General features: G+C 65.7%; 22 protein-coding genes and 1 tRNA gene. 11 read left to right on the top strand and 12 right to left on the bottom strand.

Going from position 1 to position 24,247, the window contains the following annotated elements; all coding sequences use genetic code 11:
* Window positions 1–11: 11 nt before the first annotated feature.
* Together OXM57_10740 and OXM57_10745 are read right to left on the bottom strand one after the other, a co-directional pair.
* A complete protein-coding gene (locus tag OXM57_10740) occupies window positions 12–1,343 on the bottom strand; it encodes an amidohydrolase family protein (GenBank protein MDE0353155.1) in 1,332 nt (443 codons plus the stop codon).
* Window positions 1,344–1,717: 374 nt separating this feature from the next.
* On the bottom strand, window positions 1,718–2,710 hold the full coding sequence (locus OXM57_10745) for an alpha/beta fold hydrolase (protein MDE0353156.1): 993 nt from the start codon (window positions 2,708–2,710) through the stop codon (window positions 1,718–1,720).
* A 371-nt stretch (window positions 2,711–3,081) separates the two neighbouring features.
* Here OXM57_10745 and OXM57_10750 point away from each other — a divergent pair, with 371 nt between their 5' ends.
* Window positions 3,082–3,624 carry a hypothetical protein gene (locus tag OXM57_10750; protein ID MDE0353157.1) on the top strand — a complete coding sequence of 181 codons (543 nt, stop codon included), beginning with the start codon at window positions 3,082–3,084 and terminating at the stop codon, window positions 3,622–3,624.
* The gene (locus tag OXM57_10755) at window positions 3,621–3,947 is read left to right on the top strand and encodes a transcriptional regulator (protein MDE0353158.1); all 327 of its coding nucleotides are present in this window, start codon (window positions 3,621–3,623) and stop codon (window positions 3,945–3,947) included. The genes OXM57_10750 and OXM57_10755 overlap by 4 nt, the downstream gene beginning before the upstream one ends.
* A 53-nt stretch (window positions 3,948–4,000) precedes the next feature.
* On the opposite strand, the gene OXM57_10760 is transcribed toward OXM57_10755, so the two are convergent.
* The 3 genes from OXM57_10760 to OXM57_10770 all read right to left on the bottom strand — a co-directional run bounded on the left by OXM57_10760 (window position 4,001) and on the right by OXM57_10770 (window position 9,038).
* On the bottom strand, window positions 4,001–6,481 hold the full coding sequence (locus OXM57_10760; GenBank protein ID MDE0353159.1) for an FAD-dependent oxidoreductase: 2,481 nt from the start codon (window positions 6,479–6,481) through the stop codon (window positions 4,001–4,003).
* A gap of 12 nt (window positions 6,482–6,493) precedes the next feature.
* Complete coding sequence (gene ald / locus OXM57_10765; GenBank protein MDE0353160.1) at window positions 6,494–7,579, bottom strand: alanine dehydrogenase; 1,086 nt, start codon at window positions 7,577–7,579, stop codon at window positions 6,494–6,496.
* 133 nt (window positions 7,580–7,712) lie between these two features.
* The gene (locus tag OXM57_10770) at window positions 7,713–9,038 is read right to left on the bottom strand and encodes an aminotransferase class III-fold pyridoxal phosphate-dependent enzyme (GenBank protein ID MDE0353161.1); all 1,326 of its coding nucleotides are present in this window, start codon (window positions 9,036–9,038) and stop codon (window positions 7,713–7,715) included.
* Between the two features lie 66 nt (window positions 9,039–9,104).
* On the opposite strand from OXM57_10770, the gene OXM57_10775 reads away from it, so the two are divergent.
* The 3 genes from OXM57_10775 to OXM57_10785 all read left to right on the top strand — a co-directional run bounded on the left by OXM57_10775 (window position 9,105) and on the right by OXM57_10785 (window position 11,340).
* Window positions 9,105–10,580 (top strand): PLP-dependent aminotransferase family protein, encoded by a 1,476-nt coding sequence (locus OXM57_10775; protein ID MDE0353162.1) that lies wholly within the window; start codon window positions 9,105–9,107, stop codon window positions 10,578–10,580.
* A 155-nt stretch (window positions 10,581–10,735) separates the two neighbouring features.
* Window positions 10,736–10,829: transfer RNA gene (locus tag OXM57_10780), tRNA-Val, on the top strand.
* A 229-nt stretch (window positions 10,830–11,058) separates the two neighbouring features.
* The gene (locus tag OXM57_10785; GenBank protein ID MDE0353163.1) at window positions 11,059–11,340 is read left to right on the top strand and encodes a hypothetical protein; all 282 of its coding nucleotides are present in this window, start codon (window positions 11,059–11,061) and stop codon (window positions 11,338–11,340) included.
* A 10-nt stretch (window positions 11,341–11,350) separates the two neighbouring features.
* Here OXM57_10785 and OXM57_10790 read toward each other — a convergent pair whose 3' ends face one another.
* The 5 genes from OXM57_10790 to OXM57_10810 all read right to left on the bottom strand — a co-directional run bounded on the left by OXM57_10790 (window position 11,351) and on the right by OXM57_10810 (window position 17,019).
* Window positions 11,351–13,576 carry an ATP-binding protein gene (locus tag OXM57_10790; GenBank protein MDE0353164.1) on the bottom strand — a complete coding sequence of 742 codons (2,226 nt, stop codon included), beginning with the start codon at window positions 13,574–13,576 and terminating at the stop codon, window positions 11,351–11,353.
* Window positions 13,570–14,829 (bottom strand): ABC transporter substrate-binding protein, encoded by a 1,260-nt coding sequence (locus tag OXM57_10795; protein MDE0353165.1) that lies wholly within the window; start codon window positions 14,827–14,829, stop codon window positions 13,570–13,572. The genes OXM57_10790 and OXM57_10795 overlap by 7 nt, the downstream gene beginning before the upstream one ends.
* A gap of 14 nt (window positions 14,830–14,843) precedes the next feature.
* Window positions 14,844–15,281 (bottom strand): ATP-binding protein, encoded by a 438-nt coding sequence (locus OXM57_10800; protein ID MDE0353166.1) that lies wholly within the window; start codon window positions 15,279–15,281, stop codon window positions 14,844–14,846.
* A gap of 2 nt (window positions 15,282–15,283) precedes the next feature.
* Complete coding sequence (locus tag OXM57_10805; protein ID MDE0353167.1) at window positions 15,284–16,498, bottom strand: SpoIIE family protein phosphatase; 1,215 nt, start codon at window positions 16,496–16,498, stop codon at window positions 15,284–15,286.
* A gap of 185 nt (window positions 16,499–16,683) precedes the next feature.
* Window positions 16,684–17,019, bottom strand: a complete 336-nt coding sequence (locus OXM57_10810) for an STAS domain-containing protein (protein ID MDE0353168.1) — start codon at window positions 17,017–17,019, stop codon at window positions 16,684–16,686.
* Window positions 17,020–17,443: 424 nt separating this feature from the next.
* Between OXM57_10810 and OXM57_10815 the strand changes: the two genes are divergently transcribed.
* A complete protein-coding gene (locus OXM57_10815; GenBank protein MDE0353169.1) occupies window positions 17,444–17,884 on the top strand; it encodes a DUF2269 family protein in 441 nt (146 codons plus the stop codon).
* A gap of 48 nt (window positions 17,885–17,932) precedes the next feature.
* On the opposite strand, the gene deoD is transcribed toward OXM57_10815, so the two are convergent.
* On the bottom strand, window positions 17,933–18,652 hold the full coding sequence (gene deoD / locus OXM57_10820; GenBank protein ID MDE0353170.1) for a purine-nucleoside phosphorylase: 720 nt from the start codon (window positions 18,650–18,652) through the stop codon (window positions 17,933–17,935).
* 574 nt (window positions 18,653–19,226) lie between these two features.
* Between deoD and OXM57_10825 the strand changes: the two genes are divergently transcribed.
* Entirely contained in the window at window positions 19,227–19,970 is a 744-nt protein-coding gene (locus OXM57_10825; protein MDE0353171.1) for an IclR family transcriptional regulator, read from the top strand.
* Between the two features lie 56 nt (window positions 19,971–20,026).
* Here the strand turns inward: OXM57_10825 and OXM57_10830 are convergent, their stop codons facing one another.
* Complete coding sequence (locus OXM57_10830) at window positions 20,027–20,587, bottom strand: HD domain-containing protein (GenBank protein ID MDE0353172.1); 561 nt, start codon at window positions 20,585–20,587, stop codon at window positions 20,027–20,029.
* Between the two features lie 176 nt (window positions 20,588–20,763).
* Here OXM57_10830 and OXM57_10835 point away from each other — a divergent pair, with 176 nt between their 5' ends.
* From OXM57_10835 to OXM57_10850, 4 genes are all read left to right on the top strand, one after another.
* Entirely contained in the window at window positions 20,764–22,614 is a 1,851-nt protein-coding gene (locus OXM57_10835; protein ID MDE0353173.1) for an AMP-binding protein, read from the top strand.
* 55 nt (window positions 22,615–22,669) lie between these two features.
* Window positions 22,670–23,647, top strand: a complete 978-nt coding sequence (locus OXM57_10840) for a D-glycerate dehydrogenase (protein ID MDE0353174.1) — start codon at window positions 22,670–22,672, stop codon at window positions 23,645–23,647.
* Between the two features lie 126 nt (window positions 23,648–23,773).
* Window positions 23,774–23,983 carry a type II toxin-antitoxin system HicB family antitoxin gene (locus OXM57_10845; protein ID MDE0353175.1) on the top strand — a complete coding sequence of 70 codons (210 nt, stop codon included), beginning with the start codon at window positions 23,774–23,776 and terminating at the stop codon, window positions 23,981–23,983.
* Window positions 23,970–24,194 carry a type II toxin-antitoxin system HicA family toxin gene (locus OXM57_10850; protein ID MDE0353176.1) on the top strand — a complete coding sequence of 75 codons (225 nt, stop codon included), beginning with the start codon at window positions 23,970–23,972 and terminating at the stop codon, window positions 24,192–24,194. Before OXM57_10845 ends, OXM57_10850 begins: the two co-directional genes overlap by 14 nt.
* The last annotated feature ends 53 nt before the right edge of the window (window positions 24,195–24,247 follow it).

Raw genomic sequence — 24,247 nt, forward strand, 5'->3', positions numbered from 1 at the left:
GATCGCCCCGGTTATCTGCTGACCACCACCTCGCCGGCCTTGAGCACCTTCCACACCAGGTTGGTTCCTGGCCGGTATGGAAGGTGGGTTGGGCTGGGAGCGTCGAGAACGATCAGATCAGCTACCGCGCCATGGCCAAGCCAGCCCCGGTCGCCCAAGCCCAGTGCCCGCGCACTGCCCATCGTGGCCGCCCAGATGGCCTGGTCGGAGGTGAGCCCCATCTCTGTGACGGCCAGCGTGATGGCGAGCGGTAACGACTCCACCATCACCGGCGCCGGGCTGCAGTCGGTCCCCAGTCCCAGCGGGACGCCTCGCTCCATGAGCTTGCGAAGCGACGCGGGGGAGCGCCGGGTACCGAGCACCGCCGTGGGGGTGATCACCACGCTGATGCCCCTCTCTGCCATCTGCTCGGCCTGATCACGGTCGGGATACCCAGCGTGGTCGACCACCGGGACCGAGGCTTCCAACGCCAACCTGTACACATCCGGCGTCCGGCCCCGATGGTGAATCCGGGTCCGGGTCCCGAGGCTTGCGGCAACCCCGATGAGACGGCGTGCTTCCTCGGTTGCCAGAGCGTCGGTTCCGAGAGACAACCGGACCGCCGCTCCCAGCCTCGTCGCGGCGGGAACGTGTAGCTCGGCCACTTCATCCAGCGTCCTCTCACGGTCGGATGCGGTCACCGGCAACCCCGGTACGTCGAACGTGGGCACGAGGTCAACCACATGACGCCGGCCCGCTTCGACCACCGTGTCGATGAGCGCCAGCTCCCGCTCGTAGTCGTTCGAGTACCCGGCGGACGCTTCGACCGTGGTGACGCCGAAGTCGAGCATGCGGTTCAGCCGCCGGCCGATGACCTCGGCGATCCGGGAGGCATCCGCGAGGTGGTTGAGGCGGGCTGTCGTGGCGCTGCCGGAGTGTGCAACCGCTCGGGCTTCGGGCATGCCGGTGCTCCTGAGCACGAACTCCTCGCTCCGGTCGCCCGCGAACGCCAGATGGGTGTGGGCGTCCACCAGTCCCGGAAGAACCGCCCGGCCCCCGCAGTCCAGGCTGGGCAGAGACCGGAGTCCCTGGGGCGTTCTTTCCGAGGGCCCCGCCCAGACCACCTGGCCGCGGCGGATCGCCACCGCGGCATCCGTTACGAGACCCAGCAGACCGGGGAACCGCCGATCATTGGTGGCCAGGGTGCCGATGTTGTCCAGCACCATGTTGCCGATCGGTGTGGCCTGTTCCCGCACCAGGCCGACCGCGAGGTCCACACAGGCATCACAGATGGCGGCGCCTGCCTCGCCCATGACCAGGTTCCCGGCATCTTCCGCCCGGGTCCCGCAGAAACTACAGATCATCGGCCAGGCACCGGCATCGGCGACAATCCCGCATGAATGGGCTACTGGCGACTGTGACCATGACCTGTCTCACCGCCCAGATAAGTTACTCGAAACAGCCCGGAACACGGGGATCGCCGTTGGAGGTGTTTAACGGGTCAACTCCAAATGGCGCTTATGGGGACGGCTCGGATCCGGTCGGCGAGTTGGAAACCGCGGGTCCGGTGTGCAGAATCACGCCGGCCAGGAACCGGTTGTCCACCTGGTCGCATAGAACGATACCGCTTCTGCTCACGTTGTGATGTCACTTCTGCGCGGCTCTTGATGTCGGGTCTACCCACACTTGCGCAGGGTCAGGGTGGACCCGCTTCGTTGATGATCGCATCCTTTGAGGGTCAGAGAAGCTTTCCTGCCAGGTAGTCGATCACGACCCCCGGATAGAGCGAATGGAACGGCCGGCCGAAGTTCTTCATCGTGATCTTCTCCTGTACCCGCGTGGTGTGGTCCTGGGCGTCCAGCTGGAAGGAATGGTTGGCGCCCGGGATCACCCGCAGCTCGACATCCCTGTTCCCGGCGGCCCATAGGGCTCGGACCGTCTCGAAGGCGTCTTCCACCGGCACGTTCAGGTCCGCGGCGCCGTGCAGAACGAGGGCGGGGGCGGCCAGGTGGCGGAACTGGTCCTCGGGAGGGAGATCCAGGTCGTACCGCAGGCTCGACAGGTCGCGGGCCCTGGTCACTCCATCGAACTCCGCCGTCGCGATCGACCGGCGGTTCTCGATCGCGCTCACGATGGTTCTCATCATCATCGCATCCTCGTAGGCCTTCGGTGAATGCTCCTTGACCCACGCCACCTGGGGCTCGCCGAGGCCCATGTAGTCACGAACCAGGCCGTAGTTGTACTCGAGCAGCTCCGCGATCGACCGGTAGAGGGCGCCCTGCAGCACCGCCGCGTCGGGCTGCCCCACTTCGAGCGCCACCCGGCAGAGCACGTAGGCGCCCGCGCTGTGGCCGAGCATGGCCGCCCTGCCGTTGCACTCCGGCACGGCCCGGACCCATCGCCACACGGCCCCGGCGTCGGCGACCTCATCGGCGCGCCGGACTCCCAGTTGGCCGGTGCTCTGGCCTGCTCCTCTCCGGTCGAAGCGGAAGGAGGCGATGCCCGCCCGCGCCAGACCGCGGGCGAGGATGGCGTACATGCCGCGCCTGGGGACTCCGGGCCACAGCCTCGGATCCACATCCGCATCTCTGAGATCCGAGAATGTCCCGCCGAGGAGGAGGGTGACCGGCCACGGAGCTTCGCCAAGGGGCATGGTCAGGGTCCCGGCCAAGGTAGCGCCGTCGACCTTTACGAAGCGGTCCTCGTCCCGAAAGGATGCGGCCCGGCTCACCGGATCACCACCCCAGAGGCCGACTCTTGCATTCGAGTGTGCATCGGAACGCTCCTGGAGGTGCATCTTGGCTGGGATGCGATGTTCGGAGGTAGGAACCCCTGTGATCCCGGTAAGCAAGCCTACCCACGCCGCCAGCGGCCGAGCCGAGGGTCGTGTTCAGGCGTCCAGGGCCATGAAACGATTCAGGTCTACGTGGCAACTCCCTCTTGCAGACAACTTGACGGCCGGCACATTTGTTGTAAACTACTTTGTAATACAAACTAGACGGGAGGTTCCCGGTGTCAGGCTCAGAAAGTGGAGGGTCCACCCTCACCCCTCAAGAGAGTTGGGGATCCATCCACACCACGATGGACAAGGCGAGGAGTTCGATGTACCTCGCCGGAACCTCACCCATCCTGCTGCTGTGGGGAGGTCTCACCGCGGTGGCGTACCTCTTTGCATACTGGCTCCAGACCGGGGGCTCCGATCTGGTGGAGCAAAGGCCGTGGGTGGTGGTGCCGTTATTCGGCGTCCTGATCGTGGCCGGGACAGTCGGGAGCGCCATCATCGGGCACCGGGCGGGGAGCAGGAACGTGTCCAGGGAGGCCAGCCGAGCGGTCGGTCTCCGGGTCTTCGGCTTCTGGATGGCAGTGGCGGTGGCGGCCTGGCTCATTCCGGCAGCCGCGGGGATGTGGAATGACGAACTCGGTCCTCGAATCCCCCACGTGGCTATCGGGATAGTGGCTCTGGGGTACATCCTGTACGGCATGATGACGAGGCCGGCGCTGGCAGCCGTCGGCGTAGGGATAGCCGCCGCCTACTACGTTCCCAGCTTCCTGGCGGGTGACGCCGCACTGGTGGTCTCGGCAGTGGCGACCCTGGCGGTCGTGGGCGGGGGCGCAGCGTGGTTGCGCAGGATCGGAATCCGGTGACCGACGAGCCCGTCGACCTCGACCAGATCATCCATCAGCCGGTCCGACTGCGGATCATGACGCTGCTGGTCTCCCAGCCGGGCAACGGCCGGGTGGCCTACACGTTCATCCAGAGGACTCTGGATGTGACCGGCGGGAACCTCACCATTCACCTGCGCAAGCTCCGGGACACCGGTTACGTTGCGATCAGCAAGGAGTTCCGGAACGAGAAGCCCTCCACATGGGTGAACGCCACGCCTTCGGGCCGCCGGGCCTTTGCGGACTATCTCGTCAACCTGGAGAAGGTGCTGAAGTGGGTCCCGCCCCTCCAGCCGGAGAGTTAGCAGCCGGAACGCGCCATGCCGGCAGCGCCAGGCCGAGGACTTGATTCACCCTGCTACGTACGGGTCCTGGCTCGGTAGAAGGGGCGTAGCTGGGCGGCGGCGGGGATGCGGACTCCGGCAAGCTCGATGTCCCAAGCACCCGTCTCTATCCACTCTGGGGTCACGCCCTCGTCGCGGAGAACGTAGCCCATGGCCAGGCAGGCGCCGAAGGTGTGGCCGTACATTCCGGACGTTGTGCGGCCGACCAGTTCGCCGTCGCGGCGGATCGGCTCGTCGTGGTAAACGATGCCTTCCGGGTCCTCCAGCTTGAACTGGACCAGCCGTTTGGGTAGCACGCCTGCCTCGCGCTGGGCGACCAGGGCTTGGCGTCCCAGGAAGCCGCCCTGCTTGTCCCAGGCCACCGCAAAGCCCAGCCCGGCCTCCAGCGGGGTGTCCTCGTCGGTGATGTCGTGGCCCCAATGCCGGTAACCGGCTTCCAGCCGCAAAGTGTTCATGGTGTGGTATCCGGCGGGGTGGATGCCGGGTGCCCTTCCCGCCTCCATGACCGCGTCGAACAGATCGACCGCTGCTTCGCGGGCGACGTACAGCTCCCATCCCAACTCGCCCACGTAGCTGACCCGCAGAGCCCGTACCGGTATGCCGGCCACTGTCATCTCCCGTGACCATCCGAACGGGAAGGATGCGTTGTCGAGGGGGGTGTCGGTCAGGGCGCTCAGCAGGGCTCGCGACCGCGGTCCCATGACCCCGATGGTGGGGAGCTCCATGGTGATATCGGTCAGATCGGCGTCGTGGCCCCGTAGCGCCCGTCTCAGGGTGTGGTAGTCCCGGTTGGCCACCGCGGCTCCCGTCACCACCATGAACTCCTCGGGCCCGGTGCGGGTGACGGTGAGATCGGCCTCGATGCCGCCCCGGTCGTTGAGCCACTGGGTGTAGACCACCTTTCCGATCGGCGTGTCCACATCCGCGCCCCCGATGTGGTTGAGGACAGCCCGGCCATCGGGTCCCCGCACGCGGAACTTGGCGAACGAGGACTGGTCGTACAGCGCCACCCTCCTGCGGGTGGCCTCGCACTCGGCGGCCGACGCCGGATACCAGTTCTGGCGGCCGTACGAGTACCGGTACTCGCGTTCCATTCCCTCCGGCGCGAACCAGTTGGGTCGCTCCCATCCGGCCACCTCCCCGAAGACCGCGCCCAGGTCGTCGAGGCGGTCGTGGAGGACCGACCGGAACACGTCGCGGGCCGATACGAACTGGCGGAAGGGCCAGTGCATGGCGTAGAGCAGCCCCAGGCTCTCGGAGATACGGTCCTCCAGGTAAGCCTTGCCGCCCTGGAACGGGAAGGCCCGGCGGAGGTCCACCGCCGACAGGTCCATCGGAGGGTGCCGCTCGGCGATCCAGTCCGCCAGCACCCAACCCGCCCCGCCGGCCGACTGGATACCGACCGAGTTGAACCCGGCGGCCACGTAGAGGCTGTCCACTTCCGGAGATTCACCCAGGTAGTAGACGCCGTCGGGTGTGAAGGCCTCCGGTCCGTTGAGGAAGAGCTGGATGCCGCACTCGGCCAGGGCGGGGATGCGGTGGATGGACCTCTCGAAGATCGGCCCGACGTGGTCCCAGTCGTCCGGCAGGGTTCCGAAGGTGAAGTCCCGCGGGACCTCGTACTTCCAGGTCTTGGCCTTCGGCTCGAAGAACCCGGCCATCAGCTTGCCGGTCTCCTCCTTGAAGTAGGTGTAGTTGGTGGGGTCGCGCAAGGTGGGCATCCCCGGCAGCATCCCGTCGAGCGGTTCGGTCACCACGTAGAAGTGTTCGCATGGATGGAGCGGCACGTTGACGCCTGCTGATGCCGCCAGCTGGCGGGTCCAGATACCGCAGGCCAGGACCACGGTCTCCGCCTCCACGTAGCCTGCCTCGGTCTCGACCCCGACCGCCGCCTCGTTCTCCACCCGAACCCGCTCTACCGCGATACCCTCGCGGATCGTGACGCCCCGGTCCCTGGCGCCCTTGGCCAGCGCCATCGTGGTGTCCACCGGGCTGGTCTGGCCGTCTCCGGGTATGTAGACCGTGCCCACCAGGTCGTCGATGCGGAGCAGCGGCCACATCTCCCGCGCCTGCTCGGGGTCGATCACCTCCATCTCCACGCCGGCCGTCCTGGCCATCGACATGCCGCGCAGGATCTCCTCCCACCGCTCCTCGTCCGAGGCCACCGAGATCGATCCGGTGGTGCGGTAGCCGGTGGACTGGCCGGTCTCGTCCTCCAACTCTTCGAAGAGGCGGGTGGTGTACGTCGCCAGCCTGGTCAGGCTGTGGCTGGACTTGAGCTGGCTCACCAGCCCGGCCGCGTGCCAGGTGGTCCCTCCGGTCAGGGTGTTCTGCTCGAGGAGCAGCACGTCGGTGATGCCCCGTCTGGCCAGGTGGTAGGCGATCGCGCACCCGACGATCCCGCCGCCGACCACCACCACTTGGGCCCGGTCCGGGAGGGCTCCGCCGGACGGGCTATCCGGTGGCGGCGCGACTGTGGAGCCGGGATCCGTCATCGGCCCTCGTACTCAGCCACCTAGCGCGGACCTCACCGTCTCGTTGGCGATGGAGCCGCCCCGGGTGTTGACGCCCTCTGCCAGCTCCGGGCGCCGCTCGATGGCGGCGTCGACGCCATGATCGGCCAGCAGGCGGACGTAGGGGATGGTTGAGTTGGCCAGAGCGAAGGTGGAGGTGCGGGGCACCACGCCGGGGATGTTGCCGACCGCGTAGTGCACGACCTCGTCGATCAGGTAGGTGGGGTCGGAGTGCGTGGTCTCCCGTGAGGTCTCGAAGCAGCCTCCCTGGTCGATCGCGATGTCGACCACCACGGAGCCCGGCTTCATGTCGCTGACATCCTCGGCGGTCAGGACCCGCGGGGCGCGGGCGCCGGGCAACAGGACCGCGCCGATGACCAGGTCCGCATGCAGCACCGCTGCTTGAACATCGGCTCGATTGGCGATCAGGGTCGTCACCTCCCGGCGGTACAGGTTGTCGATCTCGCGCAGGCGCGCCGGGTTCAGGTCGAAGACCTTGACGTTGGCGCCCATCCCCACCGCCACGCGGAGGGCATTGCCGCCGGCCATGCCGCCACCGATCACCACCACATCGGCGGGCGCGACACCGGGGACCCCGCCGAGGAGTACGCCACGGCCTCCACCCGACTTCTCGAGAAAGCGGGCCCCGACCTGGGTGGCCATGCGCCCTGCTATCTCCGACATGGGCGCCAGCAGGGGTAGGTCGCCGCCGGGAAGCCTCACCGTCTCGTACGCCACCGAGGTGGTGCCTGCCCGGCAGAGAGCCGAGGCGACCTCGGGATAGGCGGCCAGATGTAGGTAGGTGAACAGGATCTGGTCGTGGGAGAGGTGGGACAACTCCTCCTCCTGAGGTTCCTTGACCTTGACGATCAAGTCGGCGCTCGACCAGACATCGGTAGCGGCGCCGACGATGGAGGCGCCCGCGCTGGCGTAGTCGTCATCGGAGATGTACGAGCCCATCCCGGCGTTCTCCTGAACCAGGACCTGATGGCCGGAGCCGGTCAGGGCTTCCACCCCGGCCGGCGTGAGAGCTACCCGGGACTCATCCGGCTTGGTCTCGGTGGGTATCCCGATCCTCACGCGATCCCTCCACCGTCAGTGCTGTGCCGGGTTAGGAGCATGCCGAAAAAGATGGAGATGGGTTGGCCCGCCACCCCTTGACCCGGGCTTCAACTCCCGCCATGGCGCCAACGGGACATCTTTCAGCACGCTCCTAGATGCTAGAGGCGAGCTGGACCAGGACCTGCGACACACCCTCGGTTATCTCGTCCAATTCGGTGGTGGCGACGAGTGGGGGAGAGAGCATGATCTTGGCGCCGCCCCGGTCGTCAACCCGGAGGTGCATGCCCGCTTCGAGGGCCAACGGGGGTAGAACCTCGTAGACGGCCCGCTTTGCTTCCTCGTCGGAGTATTCCCGGCCTTCCTTCCGGCTATGCCCTAGAGCAAGGGAGTACAGGTAGCCGGTTCCCCGGACGTCCATCACCACATCGTGCGCTCCGGCGAGATCATGAAGGCTCGCCTCGAATAGCGGCGCGTGGCGGGCGACGTTGTCGATCACCTTCTCGTCCCGCATGGCGGTGAGGTTGGCGATGGCGGCTGCCATGACCACCGGATGACCACCCCAGGTCGCGCCGTGCAGGAAGCTTCCGGTCGGCGAGTCCAGGACTTTCTCGACCAGCGGCCGGCGCACCAGAACGCCGCCGATCGGCGCGTAGCCCGAGGTGGCACCCTTGGCGAACGTGATCATGTCGGGTTCCGCGTCCACGACCTCCGATCCGAACCAGGCGCCGAGTCGCCCGAACCCACAGATCACCTCGTCAGCGACCAGCAGTACGTCATACCGGTCGCAGATGCGACGCAGTTCCCGCCAGTAACCCACCGGAGGAACGAGGGACCCGCCCCCGTTCTGGACCGGCTCGGCGATCACCATGCCCACCTGCTCCGGTCCCCGGCGCAGGATCTCCTCCTCGACCACCCGTGCGGCTTCCACCCCATCCGAGAAGCCGAGGGTGTTGGGTACATGGCTGAAACCCGGCAGGAGAGGTAGGAAAGGCTCTCTGATGGGTTTCAGACCGGTAGCCGAGAGTGCGCCCATGCTGGTGCCGTGATAGGCGTCGTTCCGGGCGATGACGCCGGTCTTGGTGGGCCGGCCTTCGGCCTGGTGGTACTGGCGGGCGAACTTGAAGGCTGATTCGTTGGCCTCGGAGCCCGAACTGACGAAGAACACGGCGTCCAGATCGCCGGGCGCCAGATCGGTGATCAACGAGGCGGCCTCGAGAGTGACGGGAGTGGTGGCGGACCAGGACGGGAAGAAGGCGAGCTGCTCGGCCTGCTCGCTCATGGCCTTCGCGATGTCGGTCCTCCCGTGGCCGATCTGGACCACGAACAGCCCGGCCAGCGTGTCGAGGTACTTGTTGCCCGCGTGGTCCCAGAGATAACAGCCCTCACCGCGGGCGAACACGGGGACGGCTCCGGAGCGCCAGTACTTGGCGCCGGTGAAGGACGGCAGGAGGTGGCTCAGATCAGGTGAGTTCGTCATACCGGAAGTCTACCTGCCCGCCGGGCCTGGGTAGAGTGATAATGTCGATCGTCGGGGCGGTGAACGATGACGTCTGATCAGCACTACGCGACGGTCGCCCGCCTGTCCGACTCCCTGAGCGACGAGACGAACAAGCCACGTTTTCGCCGTCTCAAGGACGGACTGACCCGGGCGATCGAGAGGGGGGAGTTGCACGGGGGTGAGATGCTCCCCTCGTCCCGGGTGCTGGCCGACCACCTGGACGTCTCCCGCAACACTGTCAACCGGGCCTACCGGGAACTGGCGGTGGAGGGGTTCATCGAGCCGATCGAACGGGTCGGCTACGTGGTGAATGAGGGTCTCGGTGATGGCGATGCGGGTGTGCCGCACCGGGATGGATCGTCCACCCCGCCCAGGGTCCGCTGGGACGAGAGGTTGGACGCCCTGGCCGACGGCCATGACGAACGGACCCGGCCGGCCGGTTGGCGTTCCTACCCCTATCCGTTCGTGGTCGGGCCGGGTCCGGAGGCCTTCCCGATCGGTTCGTGGACCAGGGCTATGCGCATGGCGCTGCGCGAGGAGCACAGGGGCACCAGCCTCCACAACCTGGACGACCAGGATGACCCGCTCCTCGTCGAGCAGATCCGGCGCATCATCCTTCCTGCCAGGGGTATCCAGGCCGCGCCTGACCAGATCCTGGTGACGCTGGGAACCCAGCACGGACTCCACCTGGTCGCTGAGGCGTTACTCGGAGCCGGGTCCACGGTGGGCGTCGAGGATCCCGGCTATCCCGACGCCCGGAGGATATTCCTCAAGCAGGAGGCGAAGCTGGTGCCGTTACCGGTCGACGCCCACGGCGCGACCGCTCCTGAAGGCCTGTCGGGGCTGGACTTCGTGTTCATCACCCCGGGCCGCCAGTTTCCCACCAACGTGACGATGACTATCGGCCGCCGGCGAAAGCTTCTCGCTCAGGCCGCTCGCGACGGCGCGCTGATCGTGGAGGACGACTACGACTCGGAGTACTGCTACTCCCGACGGCCCCCGCCGGCCCTCAAAGCCCTCGACACGACAGGGCGCGTCGTCTACGTCGGGAGCTTCTCCAAATTCCTGGCCCCCGGGTTGAGACTCGGATTCGTGGTTGCCGATCCCGTCCTGATCGACTATCTGCGCCGCTTGCGACATCACATGCTCAGGCATCCTCCGGGGATCATCCAGCGCACCACCGCCCTGATGATGGAGGTGGGTGATTACGGAAGGGTGATCAGAAGGCACCGCCGGGTACTCAGGTCCAAGTGGCAGGCCATCACCGAGGCGGTGGACGACCTGTTTCCATGGCCGGTACCGGGCACCGACGGGGGAATGAGCCTGTGGGTGGCCGGCCCGGAGGATCTGGACGCAGCCTTCCTGGCGGAGCGGGCACTGGATGACGGGGTGGTGATCGAACCGGGCCGATCCTGCTTCCTTGGCCCGGTCCGTCCCGCTCGCTACTTCCAACTCGGGTTCGCCGCCATCGATCGGGAGGCGATTCGCCCGGGAATAGAGCGTCTGGCCCGGTTCCTCTGAGCAGATTGGCGGATCCGCCGTCCCGCCTCTGACCTGACCTCCAACTCGATGGGGTGTGGCTGTCGCACCCACAGGTATAGCCAGGTAGCGTTTCTTAGGATAAACCATCGAATGGTAGGGGCGACAACCGAAGTCATCGCCCACCACCACAACTTGGCGGGTATTGCCTGTTGGTACAGGACCGGGCCTCACATGCTCGGAGTCGTGGAGCGTAACCTCCTGGCTGCGGTTCGACTCCGCTGCCCGCCGCCGTTTCCCGCAGCCTTGCGGACCAGTGTAGCACATACTCTTCCATTGACAGCATCCGCCAACCGGTATTTATCTTAGTTTTCTTGCACATGTCGTCTGGTCGTCGTGAACCGTTCTGCCCGCTTCACGAGGCAGGGGCGCCGATGGCCACCGGAGCACGCAGGCTGTTTCGCAGGCGGACCATTAGAATCGGGAGTGCGGCCGGCTGCGGTATGGTGGCAGCCCCGTAATGGGTTACCTGTTCTTTCCAGGTCGAGAGGTGCAGATGTCGGATCAGGTTCGAGGAGACGACGGATCCCATGATGCCGGTAGCGATCTGGCCTTCGGTATGGCCATCATGAAGGGCTCCATCGTCGGTCTACCCCTGATGGTCGCCTTCATGACCGTTGCCGTCTGGCTGATGACCGATCAGAGCTGGCAGACCTCGATCGCTACCGCCTTGCTTCCCGGTGTCCTGTTCGGCGTTTTCGGCGGCGGTTTTCTCGGCATGATCCGGGCGATGGATCACTGAACGAGGGCTCTCACTCGTCCTCGTAGTCGTCGTCCTCGTCGTCATCGTCATCCTCGTCGATCAAGCGGTCCGCGTACGCCTGATCGGCTTCGGACGCTCCCTCCGGCCGCCTGAGCGGTAGTTCGACCGTCATCTGGGCGAACTCTCCCTCCTCCGAATCCACGGAGATGGACCCACCATGGGTCCGGACGATGTCGCTCGAGAGCGCCAGGCCCAGGCCGGTGCCCTTGTCGGTCGGCTTGGTGGTGAAGAACGGATTGAAGATCTTGTCGATCACGTCGGGAGGGATGCCGTCCCCGTTGTCCCGAATCACGACCTGAACCCGGTCATCGATCCGCTTGGTCTTCAGCCAGACCGTGGGCGTGTAGGGCGTGCCATCGCGAGGTGTCTCCTGGATCGACACCCGCTTGAAGTCGACGGCTTGGCAGGAGTTGCCGACCATGTTGAGGAAGACCCTGCCCAAGTCCTGCGGGATGGCCTCGATGTCGCCTACGCCGGGATCGAAGTCGCGCTCGATGGTCAGCTGGAAGTCGGGATCCACAGCCCGGGCGCTGTGGTAGGCCAGCTGGGCGTGCTCGTTGAAGACGGTGTTGAGATCGACGGTCTGCCATTCGCCACCACCCCGGCCCATCATCAGCATGTCCTGCACGATCCGGTTGGCTCGCTCGCTGTGCCGGCGGATCCGTTCGAGGTTGTCGGTCAGATCCTCGACGATCTCGGCTATCTCGTCCTCGTCCAGGTCGTCCTCCTCGAGGATCTCCTCGAGTTCCTCCAGCAGTTCCTCGGAAGCCTCGGAGAAGTTCTTCACGAAGTTCAGCGGGTTGCGGATCTCGTGGGCCACCCCGGCGGTGACCTCACCGAGCGCCGCCAGCTTCTCCTGCATCACGATCTGGTCCTGGGCCCGCTCCAGCTCGGAGAGGACCTCCTCCAACTGGCTGTTCTTCTCGACCAGCTCGGCGGCCATCTTCTCGACCAGGTTCAGGCGCTGGACCTCGAGGGCGTGGCGGCGGAAGACCTCCAGGGCGGCGGCCATGTCGGCCACCTCGTCCCGGCCCTTGATGTTGACCTCGGCTTCGAGGTCCCCGTCGGCCATCTGCCGCATGCGCGCCGACAGTATGTGGATCCGGCGGAGCAGCACCCGGCCGACGAAGCCGTAGCTGATGGCGAAGGCCGCGAGCACGCCGAGGATGCTGATCGTCACCAGCAGGGCGCGGCCGGTGTTGATGGCGTTGTCCGATGCCTGATTGGCCGCATCGGCGGCCTGGTTGGCGGAGGTGACCAGGCCATCGACCTCCGTGGTCAACTCTGCGGCCAACTCGGTCGTGTGGAGCAACAGGGCGTCCTGGCTCTCCTCCAGCCTGAGCTTCTCGATCAGGAGGTCGAAGCCGTCCCCCTGAGTCGTGGCTGTACGGAGCAGTTGATCGAAGAGCGGGGTGAGTGAGGTGTGGAGCTCGGTTCCCTCTATGGCGCCCAGGCTGATCGCCAGGCGCCCGGAGGTCGATTCGAAGCTCTCCTGGAGGGGTTCGATGTAGGCCGCGTCCGAGACGCTCAGGCCGCTGGACAGGAGCTGGGTCGCCAGCGTTGCTTCCGACTTGAGCGACGCTAGGTGGCGGTAGCGGTTGAACTCGGTCTCCGACAGGTAGAGGGTCCGGCTGACCGGCGGTTCGCCCAGATCCCGAAACCCGGTCAGCTGGTAGAACAGCTGATCGTCGATGGCGGGGACGATTATGTCGTCGAGTCGGGAGCGCAGGTCGATGATCAGCAACCTCAACTCCTCCGCTCGCTGGACGAGGGTGTGATGCTGGGAAAGCTGTCCCTGGATCCGGTCGATGTTGAACAGCAACTGGAAGAAGACCGCCTGCGCGTTGGGGATGTAGGTCTGGATATGATCTTCGGTTCTCGCCAGCCTTTGCAGGAGGAGGATCTGATCCTCGAACCCCTGCTGGGCTTGGCGGATCTCCTCGGATATGGCGCCGACCTCGGTCGGTTGGGCGGCTACCAGCCTGGGAGCTGCCGCGGCGAGGGTCCGGCTGTACTCGGCCATCCGGAACGCCGCCTCCATCTCGGGCAAGCTCTCGCTCTCCACCCTGGCCTGGGCGGCGCCGACCCGGTTGAACGAGACCCAACCGACGAAGCTGGCCGCAATGGTCAGCGCGACGACGGCTCCGATCCCGATGTACATCTGGGTGGATATGAGGGTGCGGAGCGCCCAGAGGCGGCCGAGCCAGTTCACCATATCCTCTTGATCTTTTGGGCCGGTTCGTACTCGCCTTCGCTGTTGATGAAGGTGAGGAACACCCGGTCCGAGCCCTGGTTGTCACCCGCGCCGAAGTTGAGGGGGAACCCGTCGATGTCCATGGCGCCGCCGTTCAGGATGCTGTCCAGGAAACAGGCGCGGGTCGGTTCGAGTCCGCATGCCTCCAGGCCGAAGATGGCCAGCCGTCCTGACAGGTAGCCCTCCAGGGAAACGAAGCTGGGCGAGGCATCCGGGGCGTAGGCCGCCAGGGCGTCTATGTAGGAGGCCACGACCGGTATGGACCTATCCGTGGGGAACGGCACCACCTGGGTGACGAATACGCCCCGGCCGTCCGGGCCGAGCTCCCTCGCCAGGGCGTTGCTTCCCACGAAGGAGATGGTGATGAAGATGGGATCGAAGCCGATGTGTCTGGACCAGGCGATCAGGGCCGCCACGGGCTGGTAGGCGCCGACCACGATGACCGCGTCGGGGTTGCCCAGGGTGAGGTCGATGAGGCCGGTCTTGATGGCCGTCGTGTTGCGAGGGTAGATCCCCACCGATACGGGCTGCATGTCGCGGCGCTCGAGTGCTGCCTGGGCGCCCTGCAATCCGGTCCGGCCGAACGAGTCGTCCTGGTACATGATTGCTATGCGCTCGATCTCCAGGTCCTGGGTGAGACGGGCCACCATCTCCTCGGTCTCCTGGGCGTAGGACGCCCTGAGGTTGACGATATTGGTCCAACTCTCGGACCGGAGGAACGCGGCGCCGGTGAAGGGCGCCACGAAGGGGACTTCCGCCTCGGCGGCGACCGGGGTGGCGGAACGGGACGTTGGCGTTCCCACCTCGCCTATCAGGGCGAATACCTGCTCGTCCTCGATGAGCTGGAGGGTGTTGGCGATGGCCAGTTCCGGTTCGTACGTGTCGTCGAGGCTGATCAGTTCGAGGCGGCGACCACCCACCCCCCCGTTCGAGTTCACCTCGTGGAAGGCGGCATTGATGCCCAGGCTCATTTCCAGACCCAGCTCCTGGGCCGGGCCGCTGAGGGCCGCCGACTGGCCGAACAGGACCCGCTGGTCGTCCACACCCGGGGTGGCCTGGCCCGAGGCGGCCGTGGCGGCGGAGGAGGTGGTGGTGGGATCGGTGTCTTGGGGGCCTTCGCCTGCCGGCGGCGACCCGCAAGCGGCCAGTGCTAGCACGAGAATGCCGGAACCGATGGCCTGAAGAGTCCGTGGCCGGCGCTTCCTGACCCCCATCCGGCCGGAAACCCCTATTGGGCGCGCCTTATCGTGATGGTCAGATGATTCCAACCCTCTTCCCTTCGATAAGCAAGGTCGTCCACCATCTCCCGGATGAGAAAGATTCCCAGACCGCCTATCGGTCGATCATCCATGTCCGCGCCGGGATCGGGAATCGGCGCGTCCTTGGTCGGGTCGAAAGCAGCGCCGTTGTCATGCAGCTCGAGCACTATCTCGTCAATGCCGGGCGTGATCGATACCTGGAACTCGGACAGGCCCTTCTGCCGACCGTAGGTCATGGCGTTGAGCGCCAACTCCTCCAGGCATAGCTGGACCAGGTAGAGCAACTTGGGGGACCACTCGTCCTCTTCCCCGATGCCTTCGATCTGAGCGGAGATACTCTCGAGCATCTCCGCGTTGGTCGCCTGCGAACCCTGCTCGAAGTCCAACGCCAGCGAGCGCGAAGCCATCGCTACCTCGGGATCCTGGAGATGGTCAGACAGGTTATGTCGTCCGATTGGGGCGTGCCACCGGCGAAGGAGTGCACGGCTCGGAAGACGGCCTCGTTGGTGTGTTTAGCAGACGTGGGCGGCTCTTCCATGAAGATCGCCTGCAGGCGCTCCACGCCGAACTCCTCGTTGTCAGCGTTCATGGCCTCGGTGACACCGTCGGTGTACAGCAGGAGCGTGTCGCCCGGTTGCAAGGTGAGGGTTCCCTGCGCGAAGGGCGCCCCTTGGAGGATCCCCAGGGCGATCCCCCCGACCCGAGGAACGAACTCCGAGCTCCCATCGGCGTGGATGAGCAGGGGAGGGTTGTGGCCGCCGTTCGCGTAGGTCACTTCGCCGGTCATCGGTGAGTACACCGCGTAGAAGACCGTCACGAACATGGCCGTCTCGTTCTCCTCGGTCAGGAGGTCGTTGACATCGGACAGGACCATTCCGGGCTGTGGCAACCCGATAGCAGTTCCCTTGAGGAGGGTCCGGCTCGACATCATGAAGAGCGACGCGGGCACGCCCTTGTCGGACACGTCGGCGATGGCGAGTCCGATGTGGTCTCGCTCCAGCATGAGGATGTCGTAGAAGTCTCCGCCGACGTTGCGGGCGGGTTCCATGCTGGCGTGAATCCCGTACCTCTCGTGCTGCGGGAACTCGGTCGGCAGGATGGACTGCTGGATCTTGCTGGCCACGTCCAGTTCGTTCTGGAGCACGACCAGCTGGTCGCGGGAAGCCAGAGCCTCCCGCCACTCCACCAGGTTGCGGAGGGTTCTCGCAATGGTGTGGCGCAGGTCCTTGAAGTCGAGGGGCTTGGTGACGAAGTCGAAGGCGCCGCGGTTCATAGCGGTGCGGATGTTCTGCATGTCGCCGTAGGCGGAGATGATCACGGAGCGGATGTTCGGATTGACGCTCGGTATCTGTTCCAGCAACGTCAGGCCGTCCATCTGGGGCATGTTGATGTCCGACACCACCATGTCGATGTCGGGTTGCGCGTTCAGTTTCTCGAGGGCCTCGATGCCGTTCTGCGCGAATTCGAACGTGTACTTGCCGGAGCGGATGGGACGGCGCATCCGCTGGAGGATGAGGGGTTGCAGGTCCGGCTCGTCGTCGACGACCAGTATCTTGTACGGGTAGTTGTGGCTCGCCTCCGGGTCTTTATCGCCGGACCGGCGGGATCGTTTTTCCGATGCCATGACTCGACCTCGATGATGCTCGCTATCCGGAGAAGGCCGGATAGGCGGGTATGACGGTCACCGAAACAGGGTTCGCCTGTTTCCTAGGAGCGTGCCGAAAAATGTCCCGTTGGCGCCATGGTGGTAATGGAAACCCAGGTCGAGGCGTGGCGGGCCAACCCATCCCCGTCTTTTTCGGCATGTTCCTACTTGAGCGCGCCGACAGCATCGGCTCCGGAGTCGAAGATGGCGATGATCTGGTCGAACCCGCTTATGGTGAAGATCTCCTTGACGGAACTGGAGAGCGAACACACCCCGAACCCGGTCTGCTTCTGACGTAGTTCCTTGGCGAGGAGCAGGATTACCCGCAGGCCGGCACTGCTGATGTAGTTGATGCCCCCGAAATCTAGAACGACTCCGTTGTCGTCGTCGCTGACCACCGCCTGAATGGACTCAAGGAACTGGGCGGAGTTCGATCCATCAATGCGGCCCTCGGCATTGATCACGAGCACCCCGTCGGTCCGTTCGGTGTTGATTTCCATGGTTACCCTTTCCTGGATCGTTGGTGTCGACGCTTCCTAGCAGGTATCGGAACGCATCAGTTGCCCGAATTCTCCACTCTATCGACTGTTTGCCACTGGTACGCGGTTGAGGGTGTTGGTTCGAGTCGCCTACGGAGGACTCAACGTCACTTCGCCTCTTGATCAGAGGGACGCCGATGACGGCGGCCCCGGGGCACCCGAACGGTAGGATAGTGGTTCACCCAGGGTCTTGCACCGGATACCTCCTCCATCCTCCCGCCACCGTACCACGGGGAGGCGCGCCTGATTCCGCGCGTGCCCGGGGGCGGCCTACGGCTCGAAGCCGAGGCATCGAATCACAGCCGACCGCCGTTGCGCAGACAGACGCGAAAGTGGTCACTAGCCTGGCGGGGCGTGCGTGGAAGGGAGCCCGATGTTCGAGTTGATGCAATTCCTGCATATCCTGGGTGTGGCGGCCTGGTTCGGCGCCAACCTGGTGCGGGCCTTCGCCCGCGGTCCCATGACCAGTGAGGGCGACGGCTCCGCCGCCGCCTGGCACCGCGTCACCGTTTCCATGGGCCGGGTGATCCACACCCCGGCGGCGATCGTGGTGTTCGTAACCGGGTTCGGCCTGGTCGGCCTGGCGAACGATGCCTACAGCATGACCGACCCGTTCGTGGTGGTCGGGATTCTGGCCGTCGTGATCGGCGCGGTGCTGGCGATGACCGTCATAGGCCCGAACGGGAGACGGATCGCGGCCGCGTACGAGCGGGCCGATCACCGCCAGGCCGAGAGCCTGTCCCGCCGCTCCAGCCTGGTGGGTTGGGTGGATACCGCCGTACTGGCTTTCGCCATCCTCGTCATGGTGACGCGCTGGGGCGCCTGACATCTCGGGGACACCGGGCCCGGTGGGCAGGTGTCGACGGGAAGGGGCTTAGCCCTGCTCCAGGTCGTGGATTGCTTCAAGGGCGATCCTCACCATCTGGTCGAAGGTGCGCTCCCGCTCGGCTGAGGAGGTCTGCTCCTCGGTCACGAGGTGGTCCGAGACGGTGACGATGGCGAGTGCCTGGGCTCCCTCTTCGGCCGCGATGGCGTAGAGCGCCGCCGCCTCCATCTCCACCGCCAGCACCCCCATCCGCTGCCAGATCGCCAGGGCGTCGGTGTAGCTGTTGTAGAACAGATCGGAGGAGTGGAGGTTCCCGACATGGGTGTCGATCCCCATTCCGGCGGCGGCATCGGCGGCCGCGCGGAGAAGCGGATAGCTGGCGGTGGCCGCGTAGTCCCAGCCGTTGTAGCGGGTCCGGTTGATGGCCGAATCGGTGCCGGCGCCGATCGCCAGGATGACGTCCCTCATCTTCACGTCGGTGGAAATCCCGCCGCAGCTTCCCACCCGGACCAGCCGCCGCACGCCGTAGAAGCGGGTCAGTTCGGTGAGGTAGATCGATGCCGAAGGCATCCCCATGCCGGTGCCCATGGTCGACACGCGCGTTCCCTTGTAGGTGCCGGTCAACCCGAGCATGTTGCGGACGGCGGTCACCTCGGTGACGTCCTCCAGGAACGTCTCCGCGATGTAGCGGGCCCGGAGCGGATCGCCGGGCAGCAGGATGGATTCGGCGAACGCGCCATCCGGAGCTGAAATGTGCGGCGTGACCATGCGTGCCTCCTTAGCCCTGATTCTTCATGTTTCCAGTCACGCCGACGTACATTAGGCCTGATTATTCCTGTTCCCAGCACACCAACGCGGATCAGGCCACGTGAACCACATAATGCGCATGCGGCCACATTCCACCCCGCGGTTGATCCCGCACCGACTGGAAGACGGGCCAGTCAGATGGTTGTAACCCCAGGCTAGGAGGACGAAGCATCCATCTCGTCACCCGGACAGACCACCACCATGAATAATCGGGGCTAGGCACGTCAACTTCACGAGTTCATTCCTGCCACTCCAACACCGGGCAGGTGAAGGTCACGCCAAGCCGAACTTAACGACCAGATAGCTATAACCCCAGGTCGGGAGGCCGAAACTAGCGCGCCATTCAGCGCACAAAACCCCCGATCCATGAAGAATCGGGGCTACCGGGCGGTCAGGACCAGCCAGGAACAGCTGGCGCAGAAGTCATCATCCTCGTCGGGCCTGCCGTTTTCCGGTGTTCCTCGATGCGGTCGCGGTCCACGATGTGGTACGTTCCTCCCGCGAGGTGGTACCTCCGACATCGGGAGATCCGGCCATGGGCAGGGTGCAATCAATTGACCGGGCTTTCGCCATCCTGGACGTCATCTCGGCCTCCGACCTGGGAATCACCGAACTGGCCGAGCGGGTCGCGATGCCCAAGAGCACGGTGGCCCGGCTGGTCAAGACCCTGGTGGAGTTGGGCGCCGTGGAGCGGGTGTCGCCCGGTTCCACCTACCGGATCGGTCCCCGCCTGTCCGGTCTGGCCGCCGGCAGGAGCCGGGCGGCCGAGTTAGTGGCGCGGGCCCGGCCCCATCTCAAGATGCTGGCCGATGGACTGGGGGAGGACGCCGGGCTTGCCATTCCGGACGGCAACCGGGTCCAATACATCGCTCAGGAGGACGCCCAAAACAATATCGTGGTGAGGGATTGGACCGGCACCCTTCTACCCATGCATGTGGTCTCCTCCGGGCTGGTGATCCTGGCCCACTGGCCGCCCGAACAGCTGGATAGCTATATCGCCTCCAACCCTGAGTCCTACACCCGCTACACGGTGACGGACGCTCGGCTGATACGGCAACGCATGAAGTCGATCCGTACCCAACGCCACGCCTGGGTCGTGGACGAGTTCGTAGAGGGGATGAGCTCGGTCGCCTCCCCCGTCTACGACCACCAGATGAGGGTGCTCGGGGCGATTCACGTCCACGGCCCCTCATACCGCTTCCCGGGCTCGGCCGACCGGGACGCCATCGCCGCCCGTGTCACCGACGCTGCCGAGCGCGTGTCGATTGCGCTCCAGTAGAAGGCCGTTCTGAACAGATAGTAACCAGCACTAGCAACTAGCGACTAGCGACCAGCTCAGGGGGTGTCGTGGCGGCGGGTCGAGATCACCCGGCGCGCCATCGGTTCGAAGAACTCCAGAGGCAGGGACTCGTAGTCGGGGTCGAAGCAGTTCTGGTCGTATCGGGCACAGAACTCCACCGTGTCGTCGTACCACGGGTGATCCTTGTACCTGTCGCGGGCGTCGCGATCCCCGCCGAAGTAGTGGAAGTAGTAGTAGCCCTGGAAGAGGCCGTGGTGCCTGATGATCCAGTAGTTCTTCTCTGATATGTAAGGACGCAGCATGTCCGCCGCCACCTGGCTGTGGTTGTAGGGGGAGACGAGATCGCCTATGTCATGGAACAGGCAGCACACCACGAACTCCTCGTCCTTACCGTCCCGGTAGGCGCGGCTGGCCGACTGGAGGGAGTGCTCGAAGCGGCTGACCCGGTAGCCGGTGTCTCCCTCGTTCCATTGGACCCACTCGAGAAGGCGGTCGACGTAGTCGGTATGGAGTTGGTGTTCCATCCTCTCGAGGAGCTGGTAATCCTCCTTCGTCCCGTCTTCCATCCGGGTGAACGAAACCTGTTCCACAGCCATCCCCGCGCGATCGGGGACAGGATACAGCAGAAAGGGAGTGGAGGCTCCCACGAGGCGGCGGACTCGATGCGTCCGAGTGAGCCGTGCGGGCCTCCGGAACGGTGTTTTGGCTCGCGTCCTCTCTCGTGGGTCGGTAACATCGCGACGGCGGGTATCTCCCGCAGGGAGGGGCAACGATGAACAGCGAAGTCGAGCGCGAACGCCAGGCCATAGGGGCGGCTATCGGCGACATGACCTTGGTCGGATTGCTCGGCCGGAACGCCGAGCGGTTCGGTGACCATCCGGCCATCCGGTGGAACGCCGGCGAGGAGACCCGGACCCTGACCTGGTCCGAGTACCGGGGCCAGGTGGTGGAGGTGGCAGCCGGGTTGCGCACCCTCGGCGTCGAGGCCGGGAACTTCGTCGCCATCATGGCCGGCAACCGGCCCGAGCACGTGATCGCCGACCTCGGGATCGTTCATGCGGGCGCCGTTCCGGTGTCGCTGTACAACACTCTGGCGGGCGAGCAGATCCAGTACATCGCCGATCACTGCTCCGCCCGGGTGGCGGTGCTTGAGAACGCCGACTATCTGGGGCGTTGGCAAGGAATCCTGGGGGACCTGCCCAACCTGACCCACATCGTCGTCATGGAGCCGCCCGAGGACGGTGACGACGAGCGGATCATGTCCTGGGAGGCTCTCCGCTCGGCGGGCCGGGAGGCGCTGGCAGCTGATCCGGAGCTGGTCGAGCGGTCGTCGGTGGCGGTGGCGCAGGACGATCTGGCCACCCTCATCTACACGTCCGGCACGACCGGGGTGCCCAAAGGGGTGATGATCAGCCACCGCAACGTGATGTGGACCCTGGAGTGCGTCTCCCGCACCTACTCGCTGCCCGATCACCTGCGGCTCGTGTCCTACCTGCCCCTGGCGCACATCGGCGAGCGCATGGCCAGCCACTACGTCAGCCTGTACTGGGTCGGAACCGTCCGCTACATCCCCGACCTCACCGAGGTGGCGGCGGCGGTCCAGGAGACCCGCCCGCACGTCTTCTTCGCCGTGCCCAGGGTGTGGGAGAAGTTCCACGCCGGCCTGATGGCGCGGGTCAACGCCGAGCCCAACGCCCGGCGGCGGGCCCTGGCGCTCGGCGCCATCGAGTTGGCGATCGAGGGGCAACGGGCCGAGCAGGAGGGCCGCCACCTCGGGCTGGGGGCCCGCCTCAAGCTCAAACTGTTCGATCGCATCCTCTTCTCCAAGAAGTTCCGGACCGGTCTAGGCATGGACGCGCTGAAGGTGGCCATCTCGGCCGCGGCGCCCATCTCGCCGGATCTCCTGCTCTTCTTCCGGGGTATCGGCCTACCGGTCTTCGAGCTGTACGGGATGACCGAGTCCTCCGGTCCAGGAACCTCCAACGTGCCGGGCGCCAACCGGATCGGCACCGTGGGCCGGGCCATGCCGGGCGTGGAGCTGTCCATCGCGGATGACGATGAGATCATGTTGCGCGGTGGGCTCATCACCGAGGGTTACTACCGCGACCCGGACACGACCGCCGCCACGTACGGAGAGGACGGATGGCTGCGCACCGGCGACCTGGGGCGGCTGGACGACCACGGCTACCTCAGCATCATCGGGCGCAAGAAGGAGATCATCATCACCGCGGGCGGCAAGAACGTGGCCCCGGCCCGGCTGGAGAACCTCATCAACGAGCACGCCCTGATCTCCCAGGCCTGCGTGGTGGGCGACGGTCGCCGCTACCTGACCCTTCTGTTGGCCCTTGATCCCGACATGGCGGAGGGATGGGCCGAGAGCCAGGGCGTGGAGTACGGCAGCTTCGACGAGTTCACCCGCCATTCGAAGGTGCTCGCGGAGGTCGACCGGCTGGTGGAGTCGGCCAACGCCCGGGTCGCCCGGGTGGAGCAGGCTCGCAAGTGGACCGTGGTGTCGGAGAAGTGGTCGGCCGAATCCGGCGAGCTCACCCCGTCGCTCAAGATGAAGCGCCGGGTGGTGCTGGAGCGCTACTCCCGCCAGATCGAGGACCTCTACGAGGACTGAGCCCTCCGGTGCGGTGGGGACGGGGCCCGAGCGCCGGGACCAGGGTGGCCGAGGCATGACCCGGGCGCAGGTCGTGATCACCCGCCGGCCGCCCGGGGCGGTCGTGGAGATGCTCCGGGAGGTGGCGGAGGTGTGGGTGTTTCCCGAGAACCGAGCCATCCCGCGGGCCGAGCTGCTGGCAAGGGCGCCTGACGCCGACGGCCTGTACTGCATGCTCACCGACCGCATCGACACGGAGTTGCTGGAGGCCGCCGGCCGGCTCGAGGCCATCAGCCAGATGGCGGTGGGCGTGGACAACATCGACCTGGCCGCATGCACGGCGCGGGGCATCCCCGTCGGCTACACCCCCGACGTCCTCACCGAGACCACCGCCGACACCGCCTTCGGGCTGCTGATCGCCGCGGCTCGCCGGTTCAGGGAGGGTTTCGAGGACGTGGTGGACGGCCGCTGGGGGGAGTGGGATCCGATGGCGCTGGTGGGCCGCGACATCGCCGGATCCACCCTGGGCATCGTGGGCCTCGGGCGGATCGGGCAGGCCATAGCCCGGAGAGGTGCGGGGTTCGGCATGCGGATGCTCTACACCAAGCGGAGCCGCGATCGCAGCGCCGAGGAGATGTTCGGAGTCGAGTACCGCACCCTGCCCGAACTGCTGGCGGAGGCGGATCATGTGGTGGTGGTGACCAGCTTCCATCCGGGCACGCACCACCTCATCGACCGGGATGCCCTGGCCGCCATGAAGCCGACCGCCACGCTCGTGAACGCGGCTCGGGGTCCGGTCGTCGATACGGACGCGCTGGTCGAGGCGCTGGCACGGGGGACCATCGCCGCCGCCGGCCTGGACGTGACCGATCCCGAACCCATCCCGGCGGACCATCCCCTGGTGGCCATGAACAACTGCTTCATCGTCCCGCACATCGGGAGCGCCACCGTCCGCACCCGCATCCGGATGGCGGAGCGGGCGGCGGCCAACCTGGTGGCTGCCCTGGAGGGGCGGCGGATGCCGTATTGCGCCAACCCGGAGACCTACGCTTGAGCTAGTTGCTAGTTGCTAGTTGCTAGTTGCTAGTTTATGTTAGATTACATGTGGCACCTGCCCGCTGGCCACGTGGCAGTGTTCGGGTTGTTAGCCTTGGAACCGCGGAGAATGCGGGGGATACCTATGCAGGAGATACAACTAACCGCTGTTGTCCGGCAAGAGGACGGTTGGTTCGTAGCGCAGGCATTGGAGGTCGACGTCGCGAGCCAAGGTGAGTCGCCCGATGTTGCGCTTGACAACCTCGCTGAGGCGTTGGAACTCCATTTCGAACCGCCCCGCTCGACTGTGGCACCACAAGTCCATCACCTCCGAGTGAAGGTTGGAGCGGCTTAGCCCGCTCCCCTACAGGCAGGTCGCTCGCAAACTGCACAAAGCGGGGTTTGTGGAGGTCAGCCAAAAGGGCAGTCACGTCAAGTTCGTGAGGCGGGATGGCGATGAGATTCGCACCGCCGTTGTTCCGCGTCACAGGGAAGTGCGAGTCGGGACCTTGAGCAGCATATTGCGCCAGGCGGGACTGAGCGTTGAGCAGTTCAACCGCCTCTAGATTGCTGGATCTGGCAAGAGGAGGCTGACCGACCCTCCCGCGACCTCTGCCCT

The sequence above is a fragment of the bacterium genome (genome assembly GCA_028820935.1).
Classification (GTDB): domain Bacteria; phylum Actinomycetota; class Acidimicrobiia; order Spongiisociales; family Spongiisociaceae; genus Spongiisocius.